This window comes from Nocardia sp. NPDC055002, assembly GCF_053608825.1.
In genome coordinates this window covers 360,011-377,934 of sequence record NZ_JBSGWE010000004.1, presented here as the reverse complement: position 1 = coordinate 377,934, position 17,924 = coordinate 360,011, and the positions used below count along the sequence as shown (strand labels likewise).

14 protein-coding genes and 1 tRNA gene are annotated in these 17,924 nt (G+C 67.2%); 11 read left to right on the top strand and 4 right to left on the bottom strand.

All coding sequences use genetic code 11. The features are described from left to right. The first annotated feature begins 4 nt into the window (after positions 1-4). From ACWF99_RS18545 to ACWF99_RS18535, 3 genes are read left to right on the top strand one after another with little or no spacing between them, the layout of a single operon-like run. Positions 5-1,834 carry an ABC transporter ATP-binding protein gene (locus ACWF99_RS18545; protein WP_452536952.1) on the top strand — a complete coding sequence of 610 codons (1,830 nt, stop codon included), beginning with the start codon at positions 5-7 and terminating at the stop codon, positions 1,832-1,834. Continuing rightward, complete coding sequence (locus ACWF99_RS18540) at positions 1,831-3,690, top strand: ABC transporter ATP-binding protein (protein WP_452536951.1); 1,860 nt, start codon at positions 1,831-1,833, stop codon at positions 3,688-3,690. The genes ACWF99_RS18545 and ACWF99_RS18540 overlap by 4 nt, the downstream gene beginning before the upstream one ends. Positions 3,691-3,739: 49 nt before the next feature. After that, positions 3,740-4,357: a putative glycolipid-binding domain-containing protein gene (locus ACWF99_RS18535; RefSeq protein WP_378638524.1), complete on the top strand. Its 618-nt coding sequence runs from the start codon at positions 3,740-3,742 to the stop codon at positions 4,355-4,357. A 15-nt stretch (positions 4,358-4,372) separates the two neighbouring features. Here the strand turns inward: ACWF99_RS18535 and ACWF99_RS18530 are convergent, their stop codons facing one another. After that, entirely contained in the window at positions 4,373-5,320 is a 948-nt protein-coding gene (locus tag ACWF99_RS18530) for a prephenate dehydrogenase (RefSeq protein ID WP_452536950.1), read from the bottom strand. A 58-nt stretch (positions 5,321-5,378) separates the two neighbouring features. Between ACWF99_RS18530 and ACWF99_RS18525 the strand changes: the two genes are divergently transcribed. From ACWF99_RS18525 to ACWF99_RS18515, 3 genes are all read left to right on the top strand, one after another. After that, positions 5,379-5,918 carry a tRNA adenosine deaminase-associated protein gene (locus ACWF99_RS18525; protein ID WP_378638527.1) on the top strand — a complete coding sequence of 180 codons (540 nt, stop codon included), beginning with the start codon at positions 5,379-5,381 and terminating at the stop codon, positions 5,916-5,918. 11 nt (positions 5,919-5,929) lie between these two features. After that, positions 5,930-6,364, top strand: a complete 435-nt coding sequence (locus tag ACWF99_RS18520) for a nucleoside deaminase (RefSeq protein WP_378638685.1) — start codon at positions 5,930-5,932, stop codon at positions 6,362-6,364. A 46-nt stretch (positions 6,365-6,410) separates the two neighbouring features. Next, positions 6,411-6,501: transfer RNA gene (locus tag ACWF99_RS18515), tRNA-Ser, on the top strand. A 16-nt stretch (positions 6,502-6,517) separates the two neighbouring features. Here the strand turns inward: ACWF99_RS18515 and ACWF99_RS18510 are convergent. Then, entirely contained in the window at positions 6,518-7,486 is a 969-nt protein-coding gene (locus ACWF99_RS18510) for a GlxA family transcriptional regulator (protein ID WP_452536949.1), read from the bottom strand. 303 nt (positions 7,487-7,789) lie between these two features. Between ACWF99_RS18510 and ACWF99_RS18505 the strand changes: the two genes are divergently transcribed. Then, positions 7,790-8,038, top strand: coding sequence for a hypothetical protein (locus tag ACWF99_RS18505; protein ID WP_378638529.1), 249 nt, complete (start codon positions 7,790-7,792; stop codon positions 8,036-8,038). Positions 8,039-8,078: 40 nt separating this feature from the next. Here the strand turns inward: ACWF99_RS18505 and ACWF99_RS18500 are convergent, their stop codons facing one another. Next, the gene (locus ACWF99_RS18500) at positions 8,079-10,370 is read right to left on the bottom strand and encodes an MMPL family transporter (RefSeq protein WP_452536948.1); all 2,292 of its coding nucleotides are present in this window, start codon (positions 10,368-10,370) and stop codon (positions 8,079-8,081) included. A 176-nt stretch (positions 10,371-10,546) separates the two neighbouring features. Further along, positions 10,547-12,841, bottom strand: a complete 2,295-nt coding sequence (locus tag ACWF99_RS18495; protein ID WP_452536947.1) for an MMPL family transporter — start codon at positions 12,839-12,841, stop codon at positions 10,547-10,549. A gap of 201 nt (positions 12,842-13,042) precedes the next feature. Here ACWF99_RS18495 and ACWF99_RS18490 point away from each other — a divergent pair, with 201 nt between their 5' ends. The 4 genes from ACWF99_RS18490 to ACWF99_RS18475 all read left to right on the top strand — a co-directional run bounded on the left by ACWF99_RS18490 (position 13,043) and on the right by ACWF99_RS18475 (position 17,908). After that, positions 13,043-13,639: a TetR/AcrR family transcriptional regulator gene (locus tag ACWF99_RS18490; RefSeq protein WP_378638532.1), complete on the top strand. Its 597-nt coding sequence runs from the start codon at positions 13,043-13,045 to the stop codon at positions 13,637-13,639. A gap of 73 nt (positions 13,640-13,712) precedes the next feature. After that, positions 13,713-14,189, top strand: a complete 477-nt coding sequence (locus ACWF99_RS18485; RefSeq protein ID WP_378660875.1) for an RrF2 family transcriptional regulator — start codon at positions 13,713-13,715, stop codon at positions 14,187-14,189. A gap of 84 nt (positions 14,190-14,273) precedes the next feature. Continuing rightward, on the top strand, positions 14,274-16,007 hold the full coding sequence (locus tag ACWF99_RS18480) for an ABC transporter ATP-binding protein (protein WP_452536946.1): 1,734 nt from the start codon (positions 14,274-14,276) through the stop codon (positions 16,005-16,007). Next, entirely contained in the window at positions 16,004-17,908 is a 1,905-nt protein-coding gene (locus ACWF99_RS18475) for an ABC transporter ATP-binding protein (RefSeq protein ID WP_378638536.1), read from the top strand. The genes ACWF99_RS18480 and ACWF99_RS18475 overlap by 4 nt, the downstream gene beginning before the upstream one ends. The last annotated feature ends 16 nt before the right edge of the window (positions 17,909-17,924 follow it).

The following is a 17,924-nucleotide window of genomic DNA, read 5'->3' as shown; positions in this document are numbered from 1 at the left end:
AGTTTTGTCTGTCACATCAGAGCTGGCGGCCGCCGAATCGGAGGCCGACAGATCGGAGCGGCCGTCGCCGCAGCCGAGTGGGGGAATGCGGTCGCTGCGGCGATTTCTGCCCTTTCTCCGGCCGTACCGGGCGCCGCTGCTGCTGGCCAACGTGCTGGCGATCGTCACCGCGAGCACCGCGATCGCGATTCCGCTCGTCATCGCACGGGTGGTCGACGGGCCGATCGCGCGACGCGATTTCGTCGGTCTGCTGGCGCCGGTCGCGCTGATCTTCCTGCTCGGATCACTCGAATCGTTCGGTATGTGGGGCAGGCGATGGCTGGTGTCCAAGCCCTCGACGATGTTCGAAATCACCATGCGCGCCAAGCTTTTCACGCAATTGCAGGCCCTCGCGATCGGCCGCCACGACGGCTGGCAGTCGGGTCAGCTGCTCTCGCGCGCCATCGACGATCTGTCGGTGCTGCGGCGGTTCGTCGCGTTCGCCGGTCCGTTCCTCATCGTCAACGGGGTGATCATGCCCACCGGGCTGATCGTGTTGTTCGCGATGAACTGGCAAGTGGGACTGATCTTCACGGTGACCTCCCTGCCGCTGACGCTGTTCTGCGCGCGCTTCGTCCGCCGCTTCGAGGTGGCCTCGCGGCGTTCGCAGGACCAGTCCGGCGACCTGGCCACCATCGCCCAGGAATCGGCGCAGGGCGTGCGGGTGCTCAAGGCGCTGGGGCGCGGCCGCTTCTTCGGGATGCGTTTCACCGCGCTCTCGCGCGAGCTGCAACGCACGGAAATGGAGAAGGTGCGCCTGGACGCCACGCTGTGGGCGGCGTTGGTGACCTTGCCGACCGTGTCGATCGCGGTGTCACTCGGGGTGGGTGGCTACTCGGTGGTGCACGGCTCGATGACGATGGGCACGCTGGTCGCGAGCATCACGCTGGCCACGTTCCTGCAGTGGCCGATCATCTGGCTCGGCTTCCTGCTGTCGGAGCTGTTCGAGGCGCGCACCGCCGCCGATCGCTTCTGGGAGATCATCGACACCCCGCTCGACATCACCGACCCGCCGCACCCGGCGGAACTCCCTGACCCGCTGCGCGGGGAACTGGTCATCGACCGGGTCCGCTTCGCCTACCCGCGATCCGGGGACGGTCCGGAACACACCGTGCTGGAGGAGATCTCGCTGCGGATCCGGCCGGGGGAAACGGTCGCGCTCGTCGGCGCGACGGGCAGCGGCAAGACCGCGCTGCTCGAACTGATTCCCCGGCTCTACGACGTCAGCGGGGGCCGGATCACCATCGACGGCGTCGACACCGCCACGCTGCGCCTGGCGCAGCTGCGCCGGGTGGTGACGGTGGCCTTCGAGGAACCGGTGCTGTTCTCGGCCAGTGTGCGCGAGAACGTGGCACTGGGCGACGCGCGTGCCACCGACGACGACGTGCGGCAGGCGCTCGATATCGCGCAGGCGAGCGAATTCGTCGACGCGTTGCCGTGGGGGCTCGACACCCGCATCGGTGAGCAGGGCATGAGTCTGTCGGGCGGACAGCGTCAGCGTCTGGCCCTGGCCCGAGCTGTGCTCACCGGCGATACCGCCGCCCACGGCCGGATCATGGTCCTCGACGACCCGCTGTCGGCGCTGGACGTGGAAACCGAAGAGCGCGTGCAGGATCAGCTGCGGGCGGTGCTCTCCGGCGCTACTACTCTGCTCGTCGCGCACCGGCCGTCCACTGCCGCGCTGGCCGACCGTGTCGCGCTGCTCGCCGACGGACGCATCGTCGCCGAGGGCAGCCACGAGAAACTGCTGCGCACCAGCAGCCACTACCGCGAACTGATGGGAGGTGAAGCATGAGCACCGAAACGGTGACGACGGAAAAGGATGTGCCGGAGGAGAAGTCCGATCTGGCGGCCGACTGGCGCGGTATCGCCAAAGAGGACGACGCCGTCACCGGCACCGGAAACCTGGTGCTGGCCGGGCGATCCCGGCGATTGCTCCTCAATCTGGTGCGGCCCTACCGCAAGCAGGCGATTCTCACCTTCGTCCTGATCCTGCTCGACAACGCGGCCAAGGTGTCGCTGCCGCTGTTCATCGCCTATGGGCTCGACCACGGCATCAGCCAAGGCCGCCAGGGCAATTGGACGCCGATGATCGCGACCGTCGCCGGATTCGTCGCGGTGACGTTGTTGTCGGGACTCACCACCTTCGCCTTCCTGCGGGCCTCCGGGTGGCTGAGTCAGCGGGTGCTGTTCGACCTGCGGGTGCGCGCGTTCCGGCACACGCAGCGATTGAGCGTGTCGTTCCACGAGAAGTACACCTCGGGCAAGGTCGTCACCCGGCTCACCAGCGATATCGAAGCACTGCAGGAACTGCTCGAAGGCGCGCTGAATCAGGCACTGAGCGCGGTGATCTCGGTGGTGACCATCGCGGCCCTGCTGATCTGGCTCGACCCGCTGCTCGCCTCGATCGTGCTGATCGGGTTCGTGCCGCTGGTGCTGGTCACCCGGTGGGCGCAGCGGCGTCAGCGGGCGGGCTACCGGCGCACCCGCGGGGCGATCTCGCGCGTTGTCGTGCAGTTCGTCGAGTCGATGAGCGGCATGCGCGCGGTGCAGGCGTTCCGGCGCGAACACCGCAACGAGGAGGTCCTCGGCGTCGAGGATTCGGCGTACCAGAAGGCGACGACCACCGCGGTCCGCGGGATGGGCGACTACGTCGGGCTCTCCAACTTCATCGGCAAGCTGACCACGGTGATCGTGCTGCTGGTCGGCGCCTGGCAGGTGATGGAGGGCAACCTCGCGATCGGTGTACTCGCCGCGTACCTGCTCTACCTCGACCAGTTCTACGGTCCCCTCGACGAACTCGCGCAGGTGTTCAACTCCTACCAGTCCGCCGCCGCGGCGCTGGAGAAGATCTCCGGCGTGCTCGAGGAGGAGCCGGCGGTCGCCGAACCCGAACGCCCGGTGACACTCGAGCGGGCGACCGGTGCGGTGCGGATGGACCAGGTCTGGTTCGGCTACAACACCGCGTCGGTGCTGCCGGAATTCGACCTGGAGATCCCGGCCGGACAGGTGGTGGCGCTGGTCGGTGCCACCGGTGCGGGCAAGTCGACGCTGGCGAAACTGCTCACCCGGTTCTACGACCCGAGCGGCGGCGTGATCACGCTCGACGACGTGGATCTGCGCCACCTGGCCGATGTCGAGCTGCGCAGGCACGTCGTGATGATCACGCAGGAGGCATACCTGTTCTCCGGCACCATCGCCGACAACATCCGGCTCGGCAGGCCCGACGCGACCGACGCCGAGGTCACCGCGGCCGCGCGCGCGGTGGGGCTCGACGCCTTCGTCGGCGGACTTCCCGACGGCTACGCCACCGACGTGCGCACGCGCGGTGGCAGGCTCTCGGCGGGCCAGCGTCAGCTGGTGGCGTTCGCGCGGGTGTTCCTGGCCGATCCGGCGGTGATCGTCCTCGACGAGGCCACCTCCAGCCTGGATATCCCCGGCGAGCGGCTGGTGCAGCACGCGCTGGAGACCCTGCTGCGCGACCGCACGGCCGTGATCATCGCCCACCGGCTGTCCACCGTGGCCATTGCCGACCGGGTGCTGGTGCTCGACGGCGGCCGGATCGTGGAGGACGGCGCACCGGCCGAGCTGATCGCGGGCCAGGGCCGCTTCGCAGGATTGCACGCCGCATGGCGGGATTCGCTGGTGTGATGCGCCCGTGTTGTGCGGCGCCGGGGCTGGTGTCGCTTACCGTAGAGAGGTGACGACCCCAGCCCCGGGCCCGGCCGACGGCCCCACCGAGATCAGACCTGCCTCCCGGTGGCCTGCGGTGCTCACCTGGCGTGCCCACGACAACACCCGCATGGAATCGGTGCGGGTGACGGTGAACGGCAATCGGATCAGGGCGGCGGGCCGGATGATCGGCTGCGCCGGCGATGAGCACCCGGCGTTCAGCGCGTCGTACGACCTGGTCACCGACGAAGCGGGCGCGACGCGACGGCTGTCGCTGCGCACCACCACGGCGGCCGGTGAACGCCACGCCTCGATCTCGCGCGACGAGGAGAACTACTGGCTCGTCGACGCGGGCGGCACCCACGTGCGCTCCACCTTCGGCGGCGCCCTCGACGTCGACGTGGTGCTGAGCCCGTTCTTCAACACCCTGCCGATCCGCCGGTTCGGCCTGCAGAACGCCGTCGGCGACGTCCAGGTCCCCGTCGTCTACGTGCGACTACCCGATCTGCTGGTGCAGGAGGCCGAGCTCACCTACTCGAGCGCGTCCGACGGGATCAACGTCCTCTCGCCGGTCTCGAGCGCCACCTTGACGGTCGATCCGGAAGGCTTCGTCCTCGACTACCCGGGGCTGGCCGAACGCGCCTGATCTCGCGAGAAGTACTCAGAGTGCGCGGAGCACCCCACCGTCACGACCGGCGCGGTGAAGCTCACCGAGCCAGTCGTCGGCGCCGGGGGTGATGCCGGTGATGTCCCAGGTCGTGCGGTCGTCGTAGGCGGTGCGGCCACGGAAACCCGTCTCGACGAGTTCGCCGAGACGGCTGTCCGCGCGCAGGGAATCGCGGGCAGTGACGAGTGTCTCGATGGCCTCGTCGAGCACCCGTTCCAGCGCGACCGCGTTCGGCTCGCAGATGGCGCGCACGAGGTCGGGCGCGGTGCCCGCGACGCGGGTTCCGTCGCGGAACGAGCCCGCCGCCAGGCCGAGCGCCAGCTTCCCGCCCGCGGCCCCCGCCGCGGCCAGCGCTTCGGCCAGCACATGCGGCAGGTGCGAGATCCGCGCGACAGCTCGATCGTGCTCCTCGGCGAGCACCGGAACCACCACCGAACCACAGTCCAGCGCGAGCCGCACCACCCGCGACCACGGATCCACCCGTGTTCCCTCGTCCACTCCGACCGCCCACACCGCACCCTGGAAGAGGCCGGAATCAGTGGCAGCCCAACCAGAGTGGGATGTTCCTGTCATCGGATGCCCGCCAACGTACAGAGCCTCTAGTCCGTGCTTGCGCACCGCGTCCAGCACCGGCCCCTTCACGCTCACCACATCGGTCAGCGGGCACCGGGGCGCGAGCGCGGCGATGTCGGCCAGCAGGTGTTCGACCGCGGGCATCGGCACCGCGATCACCAGCAGCGCGTCCAGCTCGGCAGCCCGCACGAGCACCGCGGACAGGTCGCCGGACACCTCGAAACCGTCCTGGCACGCCGCGGAGACGCCGGATTCGGAGCGGTTGTAGCCGAATGCCCGATACCCCGCCGCGACGGCGGCGCGCAGCAGTGAACCGCCGATCAGGCCGGTCCCGAGGACACACACAGCCCCACGCTCGTCGATGCTCATCGGAACAGATTGGCACACGAGTTCATCATTAGGGGTGGGACAGACTACCGTTTGGTCCATGGCAGCACAGCGCTCGGGCACGAACAGGGCGACGTCGGATGACGACTTCGACGTCGAAGGGTTCGCAGTGGCCGTGGTCCGCGAAGAAGGTACATGGCGGGTCAGCCCGCTCAGCTCCGATGCCCTGCACGATCTGTCGGCCGCCGAGACCGAACTGAAGGCTTTGCGCAGCTCAGGTGCGGTGTTCGGCCTGATCGACGTCGACGACGAATTCTTCATCGTGTTGCGTCCCGCGCCGAGCGGCACCCGGCTGCTCGTCTCCGACGCCACCGCGGCGATCGACTACGACATCGCCGCCGACGTCCTCGACGCGCTCAATGTCGAGATCCCCGACATCGACCCCGACGATCTCGACGACGTCGAACCGTGGGAAGAGGGCGACCTGGGCGTCCTGGCCGACCTGGGCCTGCCCGAACCGGTTCTCAGCGTGATCATCGCCGACACCGACCTCTACCCCGACGAGCAGCTCGGCATGATCGCCCAGCGGCTCGGTTTCGCCGACGAATTCGCCGCGGTCCTGGACAAAATGCCGAGGTGACCGACGAGGAGATGATGCGGGCCGCCCTGGCGGCCGCAGCCGACGCCGACCCGCGCGATGTGCCGGTCGGCGCCGTCGTCTTCGACGCGCAAGGCCGTGAACTGGCCCGCGCCACCAACGCGCGTGAAGCACTGGGCGACCCCACCGCGCATGCCGAAGTCCTGGCGTTGCGCGCGGCCGCGGCAGTCCACGGCGACGGCTGGCGACTCGAAGGCGCGACCCTCGCGGTCACCCTCGAGCCGTGCACGATGTGCGCGGGCGCCCTGGTCCTGGCGCGAATCGGCAAGGTCGTGTTCGGCGCCTGGGAACCCAAAACCGGTGCCGTCGGCTCGCTCTGGGACGTCGTCCGCGATCGCCGCCTCAACCACCGCCCCGAAGTCCGCGGCGGCATCCTCGAACCGGACTGCGTCGCCCTCCTCGACACCTTCTTCAAAAACCAACGCTGACCAGCCGATTTAACAATCTCGCACCCACTCCGGTACCGTAGTCGGCGGTGGCGTGTCCGAGCGGCCTAAGGAGCACGCCTCGAAAGCGTGTGAGGGGTAACCCCCCTCCGAGGGTTCAAATCCCTCCGCCACCGCCAAGAGCCCCTCACTTGTTCACGCAGGTGGGGGGCTTTTTCTTGTCCGAAACGCGCGCCGGTACGACGACGGTGAGGTCCGCACGGCTCGCGTGAAATGGTGCCGGAAGGTGACCGGGGTGGCGAAACCGGCCGCGGTCGCGATTTCCTCGATGGGTGCGTCGCCGGTCTCGAGCATGGCCAGTGCCGCCTGAATCCGCTGGGCGATCAGCCATTTGCTCGGTGTAGCCCCGGTTTCCCGGACGAAATGGCGCAGGTAGGTGCGCGGTGAGAGGCCCGCGACCCGGGCCAGATCGGGTACGCCGATCGGGTCGGCGAGGTGTTCGAGTGCCCAGGAGAGGCTGCGGGCGATGGGGGCGTCGAGGGGTTCGGGGGGCATGGGCGATTCGATGTATTGAGCTTGGCCGCCCGCGCGGTGGGGCTGGATGACGAGGCGGCGGGCGACGGCGTTGGCGACGGACGCGCCGAGGTCGTTGCGAACCAGGTGTAGCGCCAGGTCCAGCCCGGCGGCGCAGCCCGCGCTGGTCAGGATGTCGCCTTCGTCGGTGTAGAGGGGTTCGGGGTCGACCTGGACCAGTGGGTAGCGCTCGCGCAACAGGTCGGCGTATCGCCAGTGAGTGGTGGCCCGGCGGCCGTCGAGCAGGCCCGCGGCGGCGAGGGCGAACGCGCCGGAGCAGATCGACACGATCCGGGAGCCGTTGCTGTGCGCCCGGCGCAGCGCGTCGATCAACTCCGGGGAGGTTCGCGCGCGTGGGTCGGCGACGCTCGGGACCACGACCGTGTCGGCGGCGGCGAATTCCGCGAGACCATAGGGGCTGGTCATGGTCGCGCCGCCGATCACGTGGACGGGTTCGGGGGTTTCGGTGCAGATCTTCAGCTCGTACCAGGGCTGGTCGATATCGGGCCAGGTCAGGCCGAAGACCTCGATGACGATGCCGGTTTCGAACGCCGTCATCCCGTCGTACGCCAGCACGGAGACAGACCTCATGTCTAAATCTTAGCGATAGTCGTCTTCTACGCCACTTCTCCCGATGACACGGAAGTCCGACCATGGAGATATGTTGAAGCAACTGAAGGACTTCGCCATCGGAATCCACACCGCGAACGCGATCCGGCACGGCATCCGCCCACCTGTCGCGGCTCGGCCCGAAAGCCGGAAGCCGCGGTGCGGGGGAGCGCGGGCCACCCGGTAACGGCAAGATCTGTCGTCGGGTATTCACCTCGTCCGACCTGCGGTGTATTCCTCGCGTAATAGACTGGGTTACACCGAATCCGGGAAGGAACGATGATTATGCGCGGGCGACAGCCGCCACCCGCGAAGTCCGGGATCGGGCTCGGGGGAAAACTTCTGGTTCTCATCGTGCTCGGCTGGGTCGCTGTCGGGCTGCTCGCGGCCGGCCAGCGCCACCACTTCGCGCACCTGCCCAAGCAGTGTTCGGACTGGGCGACCATCGCGGTCACCGCCGCGGCGGGGCCCGCGAACTACATCGGGCTCAATCCGCGCGTCACCGAATGCCAAGTGCCGCAACCGAGTCAGTAGCGAAACGGCCGGGAAACCAGAGTTCCCCGGCCGTCGGCGCTCAGCCTTGCGGTAGCGGCGCGACCTGCCGCTGTTCGGCCTGGACCTCGCGCAGCCGCGAGCCCTCGATGTCGATATCGGGCACGATCCGGTCCAGCCACTTCGGCATCCACCACGCCCACTTGCCCAGCAGCACAAGCAAAGCGGGAATCAGCACCATCCGGACGACGAACGCGTCCAGGGCCACGCCCGCAGCCAGCGCGAAGCCCATCGACTTGGCGGTGACATCGGATTCCAGCAGGAACGAACCGAACACCGAGATCATGATGATCGCCGCGGAGGTCACCACGCGCGCTCCGTGGTGATACCCCTTGATCACGGCCTCGGTGGGGTCGGCGCCGTGCACGTATTCCTCGCGCATCCGGGTTACCAGGAACACCTGGTAGTCCATGGCCAAGCCGAACACCAAGCCGATCAACATGATCGGCAGGAAGCTCACCAGTGGATGGGGATCCTTGATCAGCCCGAGTTCGCCCTCCTGGAAGATCAGCACGGTCGCGCCGAAGGTGGCTCCCATCGACAGCAGGAAGCCGAGCGCGGCGGTGAGCGGGACCAGGATGGACCGGAACACCAGGATCAGCAGGATGAACGCCGCGCCGGCCACGATCGCCATGTACGGCACGATCTTGCTCAACAGGACATGGTCGATGTCGGCGTAGATGGCGGTGGTTCCGGTGATGCCGTACGACATCTTGTACTGCTCGTTCAGATCGGATTCCGCAGCGCGCGCCGACTGCACCAGATCCTTCGTCGACTGCGCGTTGGGCCCGGTCTTGGGTATGCCGTTGATCAGGGCGCCCGCGCCGTCCTTGCTCATCTGCGGCTCGGTGACCAGATCCATGTCGGGGTAGGACTGCAGCTTGTCGCGCAAGGCATTCAGCGCCGCCTGCCGCTGGTCGGCAGGGGTGTCGCTGAGGTCGACGGCCACCTGCAGGACACCGTTGCTGCCCTCGCCGAAGCCTTCGGTGCGCAGGTCGTAGGCCTTACGGACGGTGGTCGACTTGGGCAGGCTGTCCTCGCCCGGCAGGCCGAGGTTCAGGTTCAGTGCCGGTGCGGCGAGCAGGCCGAGCACCACGATGGCCAGGATCATCGTGACCGCGGGGAACTTGGCGATCACCCTGGCCACCCGGGTGCCGTTGGTGACGACACTGTCGTCCTCGGGATCGTGCTGGGCGATCAGCGGCAGCTTCGGCTTGAACAGCGCCTTGCCGAAGGCGCCGAGCAGCGCGGGCATCAGGGTGATGGCGGTGAGCACGGCGAACGCCGCCGCGATGGCGCCACCCAGACCCATGAACGTCAGGAACCTGACCCCGACGATGCTCAGCCCGACCAGCGCGATGATCACGGTGAGCCCGGCGAACACCACCGCCGAGCCCGCCGTGCCCAACGCGGTACCGGCCGCCTCCTCGGCGGAATCCTGCACCGCCAGTTCATGTTTGTAGCGCGAGACGATGAACAGCGCGTAGTCGATGGAGAGCGCGATGCCGATCATCGAGGCCAGGAACGTGGTGAAGCTCGGCACCGACAGCACCGAGGTCGACAGGAAGATCAGCGAGGTCGCCGCGCCGAGGCCGACAATCGCGGTGATGATCGGCACGAACGCGGCGACGATGGCGCCGAACGCCACGATCATCACCACCAATGCCACGGCCATACCGATCATCTCGGACTTGCCGCTCGGCATCTCCTGTTCCATCGCGATGGTGCCGCTGATCTCGACCGTCAGCCCGGCCGCGCGGGCGGAGTCGCCGGCGTTGTAGGCGGCGTCGCGTTCGTCGGCGGTGATGTCGGCGAAGTCCTTGATCGCGAACGGGACGCTGAAGTACGCGACGGTCTCGGGTGCGGTCTCGTTCAGCACATTCAGGGGCGCGCCACTGCATGTCGACGGATCGGGTTGCCCGGTGAGACAACCCATTTCCTCGGTCGCGGTGATCGGATTCACGATCGGTTCGGCATGGTCGACGATGTCGAGCTGCTCGAGCTTGCTGATCAGGTCATCGATCGCGGCGCGGTTGGCCGGGTCGGTGAGCTTCTGGCCCGCGGGCGCTCCCACGACATAGGTGCCGGTCACCGCGTCGAACGCGAACGCCTCCGACATACCGGGGAAGTGCTTGTCGAGGATCTCGGTGGCCCGTTCCGAGGGCAGGTTCGGCATGCTGAAGTCGTCGGTCATCGGCTTCTGCAACGAGGATCCCAGCCCCGCGAGCACCATGAAGAGCAGCAACCAGACGGGCAGCACAATCCATTTGCGGCGAAAGGCCAGCTTGCCCCACCGGTAGAGATAGATGGACACGGTTCTTCTCCTCGTGGATCGGTGCGGAGCGCGGATCGGAGGTGTAGCCGGGTCGAACTAGCCCTGAGTCTGGTGCCCAGCAACGGCGATATCAAGCACCGGTGCAGCGCGGATGCCGAAAACGAACGGCCCCGCAATCCGGTAGCGGATTGCGGGGCCGTGCTGGAGGTCGCGGGTCAGCCGACCGAAACCGGGTGCTTCACCGTTTCGACGTTCTCGGTACGCAGCTGCTCGAGCTTCGCACCCTCGACGTCGATATCGGGCACGACGCGGTCGAGCCACTTCGGCATCCACCACGCCCATTTGCCCATGATCACCAGCAGCGCGGGCACCACGACCATGCGAACGATGAACGCGTCGATCGCCACACCGGCGGCCAGCGCGAAACCGAACGACTTGGCGGTGACGTCGGTCTCCAGGATGAAGGAGCCGAACACCGAGATCATGATGATCGCGGCCGAGGTCACCACGCGGGCACCGTGGTGGTAACCGGCGACCATCGCGTCCTTGGGCGACTTGCCGTGCACGAATTCCTCGCGCATCCGGGTCACCAGGAACACCTGGTAGTCCATGGCCAAGCCGAACACCAAGCCGATCAACATGATCGGCAGGAAGCTCACCAGCGGCTGCGGATCCTCGATCAGGCCGAACTTGCCCTGCTGGAAGATCAGCACCGTCGCGCCGAAGGTGGCGCCCATCGACAGCAGGAAGCCGAGCGCGGCGGTGAGCGGGACCAGGATCGAGCGGAACACCAGGATCAGCAGGATGAACGCGGCACCGGCCACGATCGCCAGGTACGGCAGGATCTTGCTGAGCAGTACATGGTCGACATCGGCGTAGATGGCGGTGGTGCCGGTGATGCCGTACTCCATGCCGTACTGCGCGTTCAGATCCGCTTCCGCGCCACGTGCTTCGGCGACCAGATCCTTGGTGTCCTGGTTGTTCGGACCGGACTTCGGGACACCGTTGAGCATGACGCCCTGGTTGTCCTTGCTCCACATCGGCTCGGTGACGTAATCCATGCCCTCGTAGGACTCGAGCTTGGCGCGCAGCGCGCCGACGGCGGCCTCGCGCTCACCCTCGGGCGTCGCACTCAGGTCAGCGGCGACCATGAGTACACCGTTGCTGCCCTCGCCGAAGCCTTCGGTCCGCAGGTCGTAGGCCTTACGGATGGTGGAGGTCTTCGGCATGCTGTCGTCACCGGGCAGGCCGAGGTTCAGGCCGGCGGCGGGCGCGGCGAGCGCACCGAGCACGATCACCGACAGGATCAGCGCGACCCACGGCGCCTTGGCGATCACCTTGGCGAAACGCTGGCCGTTGGTGACCGAGGTGTCGTCGTCCGGATCGTGCTGCGCCACGATCGGCAGCTTCGGCTTGAACAGCGACTTGCCGAAGGCGCCCATCAGCGCCGGCATCAAGGTGACGGCGGTGAGCACGGCGAACGCGGCGGCGATGGCGCCACCCAGACCCATGAAGGTCAGGAACTCCACGCCGACGATGCCGAGCGCGCCGAGCGCGATGATCACGGTGAGACCGGCGAACACCACGGCCGAACCGGCGGTACCGAGCGCGGTACCAGCGGCTTCTTCGGCCGAATCACGCACGGCCAGTTCGTGTTTGTACCGGGAGACGATGAACAGCGCGTAGTCGATCGACAGCGCGATACCGATCATCGAGGCCAGGAAGGTGGTGAAGCCGGGCACCTCCATCACCGAGGTACCGAGCATGATCAGCGAGGTCGCCGCGCCGAGGCCGACGATGGCGGTGATGATGGGCACGACCGCGGCGACGATGGCGCCGAAGGCCACCACCATCACGATCAGCGCGACACCCATGCCGATCAGTTCGGACTTGCCGCTGGGCTGTTCCTGCTTCATCGCGATCGAGCCGCTGAGTTCGACGGTCAGCCCGGCGTTGCGGGCTTCGGCGCCGACCTCGAAGGCGGCATCGCGCTCGGCGTCGGTCACGTCGGTGACGGCCTTGATGGTGAACGGGACGCTGAGCACGCCGACGGTGCCGGGTGCGGTCTCGCTCAGCACATTGAGCGGGGCCGACGAACACTTCGACGGGTCAGGGGCGGCGAGGCAGCCCATCTCCTCGGTGGCCGCGACCGGGCTGGCCAGCTTCTTCTCGTGGTCGACGATCGACAGGTCGTTGAGCTTGGCGATGAACGCGTCGATCGCGGCCCGGTTGGCCGGGTCGGTGAGCTTCTGCCCCTCCGGCGCGCCGATCACGTAGGTACCGGTGACGGCATCCATCGAGAACTGCTCCGACATGCCTTCGAAGTGCTTGTCGAGGATCTCGTTGGCGCGGGCCGACGGGAGCTCGGGCATGCTGAAGTCGTTGGACATCGGCTTGCTCAGGGTGGCGCCGAGGCCGCCGAGCAGCACGAACAGCAGTAGCCAGACCGGCAGGACAATCCATTTACGGCGGAAAGCGAACTTTCCCCATCTGTACAGGTATACGGACACGCGTGTGCTCCTAGCGCGAAGAACGGGTGGGTGGCATGGCTCGTAGACAGCACTCGCGGGCCACCCCTGCGGGACCCGCCTCCACAACATCGTTTTCTGCCTACCGTGCGGTAGGTAGACTACCTAGTGGATAAGTGGAGGAGCAACCTCAATATTGGGGGCTCCGGATCCGTCACACCGAATCATGGGAGGATTGCCGCCATGCCCGCCCGAGACATCGCCGACACCGTCACCGCAGGTGGGGGTACAAAACAGGCGATCCGCGACGCCGCTGTACAGCTGTTCGCCGCCAAGGGTTTCGAACAGACGAGCCTGCGCGAGGTGGCGGATGTGGTGGGAATCACGAAGGCTTCGCTCTATTACCACTACGCGTCGAAGCTCGATCTGCTTCTGGCGATCATCGATCCGATCATCGATCACATGCGCGACATCGTCGAGGACATCGAGGCCGTTCCCTACAACGACGAGGGCATTCGCGCGGTCCTGCGTACCTACCTGCGCGGCATGATCCGCCATCGTGACGCGGGCGCGCTGTGCGTGCGCGACACCGCGGCCATCGTCAACGCCATCGCCGATCGCTACCCCGACCTCATGGAACCCACCCGTGAGCTGCGGCTGTGGCTGGCCGGGCCCGGTCCGACCCAGAACTCGATGCTGCGTGCCGCCGCCGCCATCGAGGTGCTCGGAGTGGCGCTGCTGTCCTCGGAGCTGGCACCGGGCGCCACCGACGAGATGGTCGAGAAAACCCTTCTCGACGCGGCAACCTGCGTACTGACCGGCTGTGTCAATCCGGCGTGAGCGGGCGGCCCGCGTGGCTACCGCCTCCGGCCGCTGACCGCTCACGCCAGGAGCACCGCGTAAGTTCGACACCGTGCATATCACCGCCAGGGTCGATTACGCGGTGCGAACGCTGCTCGAGCTCGCCGCGGCCGACGGAGTCGTCAAGTCCGAGGCCATCGCCGCCGCCGCACAGATCCCACCGAAGGTGCTGGAAACGGTGCTGGCCGAACTGCGTCGCGCCGACCTCGTGCTGAGCAGGCGCGGTCCCGACGGCGGGTATCGCCTCGGCAGGCCCGCCACCGAGATCTCGGTGGCCGATGTGATCCGCGCCGTGGAGTCGCCGCTGGCGTCGGTGCGCGGGCAGCGGCCCGAAGATGTGCGGTATCCGGGCGCGGCGGAACCGCTGCAGCAGGTATGGATCGCGCTGCGGGTCAATATTCGCGCCGTGCTGGAGAACGTCTCCATCGCCGACGTCGCCACCGACCGGCTGCCCGGTTTCATCGGTGAACTGGTCGCCGACCCCGGCGCCTGGGTGCGTCGCGAGCCGCGTACACCCGCAGGCACATGAAGTTATCCACAGGCTGAGAGTTGTCCACAGGGCAGGTAAAAGCGCTCGGCGCTGCTCACCCGCGCGCTGTAGCCTTCGACCATCATGTTGATCACCCTGCTGCGGACCTACCTGGCCCCGTACCGCGCCCAGCTGGCGGGTGTCCTCGTACTCCAGCTGATCTCGGTTATCGCGATGCTCTACCTGCCCAGTCTCAATGCCGATCTGATCGACGACGGTGTCACCAAGGGCGACATCGGTTTCATCTGGACCACCGGTCTGTGGATGCTCGCGGTGAGCTGTGTGCAGATCGTGGCCTCGGCCGCGTCGGTGTACTTCGGCGCGCAGGCGGCGATGGGCGCCGGTCGCGACATGCGCGGTGGCGTGCTGCACCGGGTGGAGACGTTCTCGGCCAGAGAGGTGGGGATGTTCGGCGCGCCGTCGCTGATCACCCGCTCGACCAACGATATTCAGCAGGTCCAGCTGCTCATCGTGATGTCGGTGACGATCCTGGTGATGGCGCCGATCATGTGCGTCGGTGGCGTCATCATGGCGCTGCGCGAGGATCTCGGGCTCTCGTGGTTGCTGCTGATCGCGGTGCCCGCCCTCGCCCTCTCCATGGGCACGATCGTGGCCAGGATGGTGCCGGGGTTCCGGCAGATGCAGGAACGCATCGACGGAGTCAACCGGGTGCTGCGCGAGCAGATCACCGGTATCAGGGTGGTCCGCGCGTTCGTGCGTGAGCGGCAGGAGATCTGGCGCTTCGGGATGGCCAACACCGCGCTCACCGACGCGTCGCTGCGCGTCGGCAAGCTGATGGCACTGATGTTCCCGACCGTGATGTTGATCAGCAATCTGACCGCTGTCGGCGTGATCTGGTTCGGCGGTCACCATGTGGACAACGGCACGATGCAGATCGGCTCGCTCACCGCGATGCTGTCCTACGTCATGCAGATCCTGATGGCCGTCATGATGGCCTCGTTCCTGGCGATGATGGCTCCGCGTGCGGCCGTCTCCGCCGATCGGATCGGCGCGGTGCTCGAGACCGAGTCCTCGGTGCGCCCGCCGCGGTTGCCGCAGTCGTTCAAGGGCGACCAGGCCACGGTCGACCTGCAGTTCGCGGAATTCGCCTACCCCGGCGCGGAGAAGCCGGTGTTGCGCGGTATCCGTTTCCAGGTGTCGCCCGGTACCACCACTGCCGTCGTCGGTTCCACCGGCGCGGGCAAGACCACGCTGATCAACCTGATCCCGCGCCTGATCGACGTCACCGACGGCGCGGTCTACGTCGGCGGCACCGATGTGCGCCACCTCGACCTCGAACTCCTGCGCAGCGGGATCGGATTGGTGCCGCAGAAGGCCTATCTGTTCTCCGGCACCATCGCGACCAACCTGCGCTACGGCAAGCCCGACGCCACCGACGACGAACTCTGGCATGCGCTCGAGGTCGCCCAGGCGGCCGATTTCGTGCGGGAGATGCCACAGGGTCTCGATACTCCGGTGGCCCAGGGCGGCACCACGGTGTCGGGCGGTCAGCGCCAGCGGCTGTGTATCGCCCGCGCGCTGGTGCGCAGGCCACGGATCTTCCTGTTCGACGATTCGTTCTCCGCGCTCGATGTCGCCACCGACGCCCGGCTGCGTGCCGCGCTGAAGCCCGAGACCGCCGACGCGTCGGTGATCATCGTGGCCCAGCGGATCCAGACGATTCGCGACGCCGACCAGATCGTCGTCCTCGAAGACGGTGCGATGGCTGGCATCGGAACCCATGACCAATTGATGCAGCGCTGCTCGGAGTACCGCGAGATCGTCGAGTCCCAGCTGAGCGTGGAGGAAGCCCGATGAGGCCAGGTGGACCCGTTCCCGGAGCGCCGGGAACGAAGGCCAAGTCGTTCAAGCCGTCGCTGAAGCGACTACTGAGCAGGCTGGCTCCCGAGAAGTTCACCGTCGGCCTGATCGTCGCGCTGGTGATCACCTCCGTGGTACTCAATACGCTCGGCCCGTACCTGCTCGGCAAGGCGACGAACCTGGTGTTCGACGGCTTCGTCGGCAAGCAGCTCGAACCAGGGCTCACCAAGGACCAGACCGTCGAGCTGCTGCGCAGCCAAGGCGAGACCACCCGCGCCGACATGCTCTCGGCGATGAACGTGATCCCCGGTACCGGCATCGACTTCGACGCCGTCGGCCGCGTGCTGATGCTCGTGCTGGCGCTGTACGTGGCCGCCGCGATCTTCGGCTGGCTGCAGGGTTATCTGCTCAATATCGCCATCAACCGCACCGTGAAGCGGCTGCGCGACGAGGTGGAGCAGAAGCTGCACCGGCTGCCGCTGCGCTACTTCGACACCGCGCCGCGCGGTGACGTGCTCAGCCGCGTCACCAACGACGTCGACAATGTCTCGCAGAGCCTGCAGCAGACGATGAGCCAGCTGCTGGTCTCGCTGTTCACCGTGGTCGGCATCCTGATCATGATGTTCTGGATCTCCCCGTTGCTGGCGCTGATCGCGCTGCTCACGGTGCCCGCCGCGATCGTGGTGACCGCGCAGATCGCCAAGCGGTCCAAGCCGCACTTCGTCAACCAGTGGAAATTCACGGGCGAGGTGAACTCCTCGGTAGAAGAGGCCTACACCGGCCACGAGATCATCACCGCGTTCGGCCGCGGTCGCGAGGTCGGTGAGGAGTTCGACAAGCGCAACGACAAGCTCTACGACGCGAGCTTCAAGGCACAGTTCATTTCCGGCCTGATCATGCCCGCCATCATGTTCCTCGGGAACGTGAACTTCGTGTTCATCGCACTGGTCGGCGGGCTGCGGGTGGCCACCGGCAATCTGTCGCTCGGTGACGTACAGGCGTTCATCCAGTACTCGCGCCAGTTCAGCCAGCCGCTCACCCAGATCGGCGCGATGGCGAACCTGCTGCAGTCCGGCGTCGCCTCGGCGGAGCGGATCTTCGAGATCCTCGACGCCGAGGAGCAGTCCCCCGATCCGGTGGTGGAGATCGCGCGCCCGGTGGATCGCGGGCGGGTGGAGTTCGAGGCGGTGTCCTTCGGCTACGACCCGGAAACCCCTGTCATCGAACGGCTTTCGCTGGTGGCCGATCCCGGCCACGTGGTCGCCATCGTGGGCCCGACCGGCGCGGGCAAGACCACGCTGGTGAACCTGCTGATGCGCTTCTACGAACTCGACGCGGGCACCATCGCCATCGACGACGTCGACATCACCACCATCACTCGCGACCACTTGCGTTCGCGCATCGGCATGGTGCTGCAGGACACCTGGCTGTTCAAGGGCACCATCCGCGAGAACATCGCCTACGGCAATCCGACGGCGCCGGAAGCCGACATCCAGGCCGCGGCCAGGGCGGCCTACGTCGACCGGTTCGTGCACTCGCTGCCCAACGGCTACGACACGGTCATCGACGAAGAGGGTGGCGGGGTGAGCGCGGGCGAGAAGCAGCTCATCACGATCGCCCGCGCGTTCCTGGCCAAGCCGTCGATCCTGATCCTGGACGAGGCGACCAGCTCGGTCGACACCCGCACCGAGTCGCTGGTCCAGCACGCCACCGCGGCCCTGCGCCGCGATCGCACCAGTTTCGTGATCGCGCATCGGCTTTCGACGATCCGCGACGCGGATCTGATCGTCGTGATGGACAAGGGCCGCATCGTCGAACACGGCACCCACGAGCGGCTGCTCGCCGAGCGCGGGCCGTACTACAACCTGTACAACGCCCAGTTCGCGGCCGCTCAGTAAGGCCCTGGCACGATGG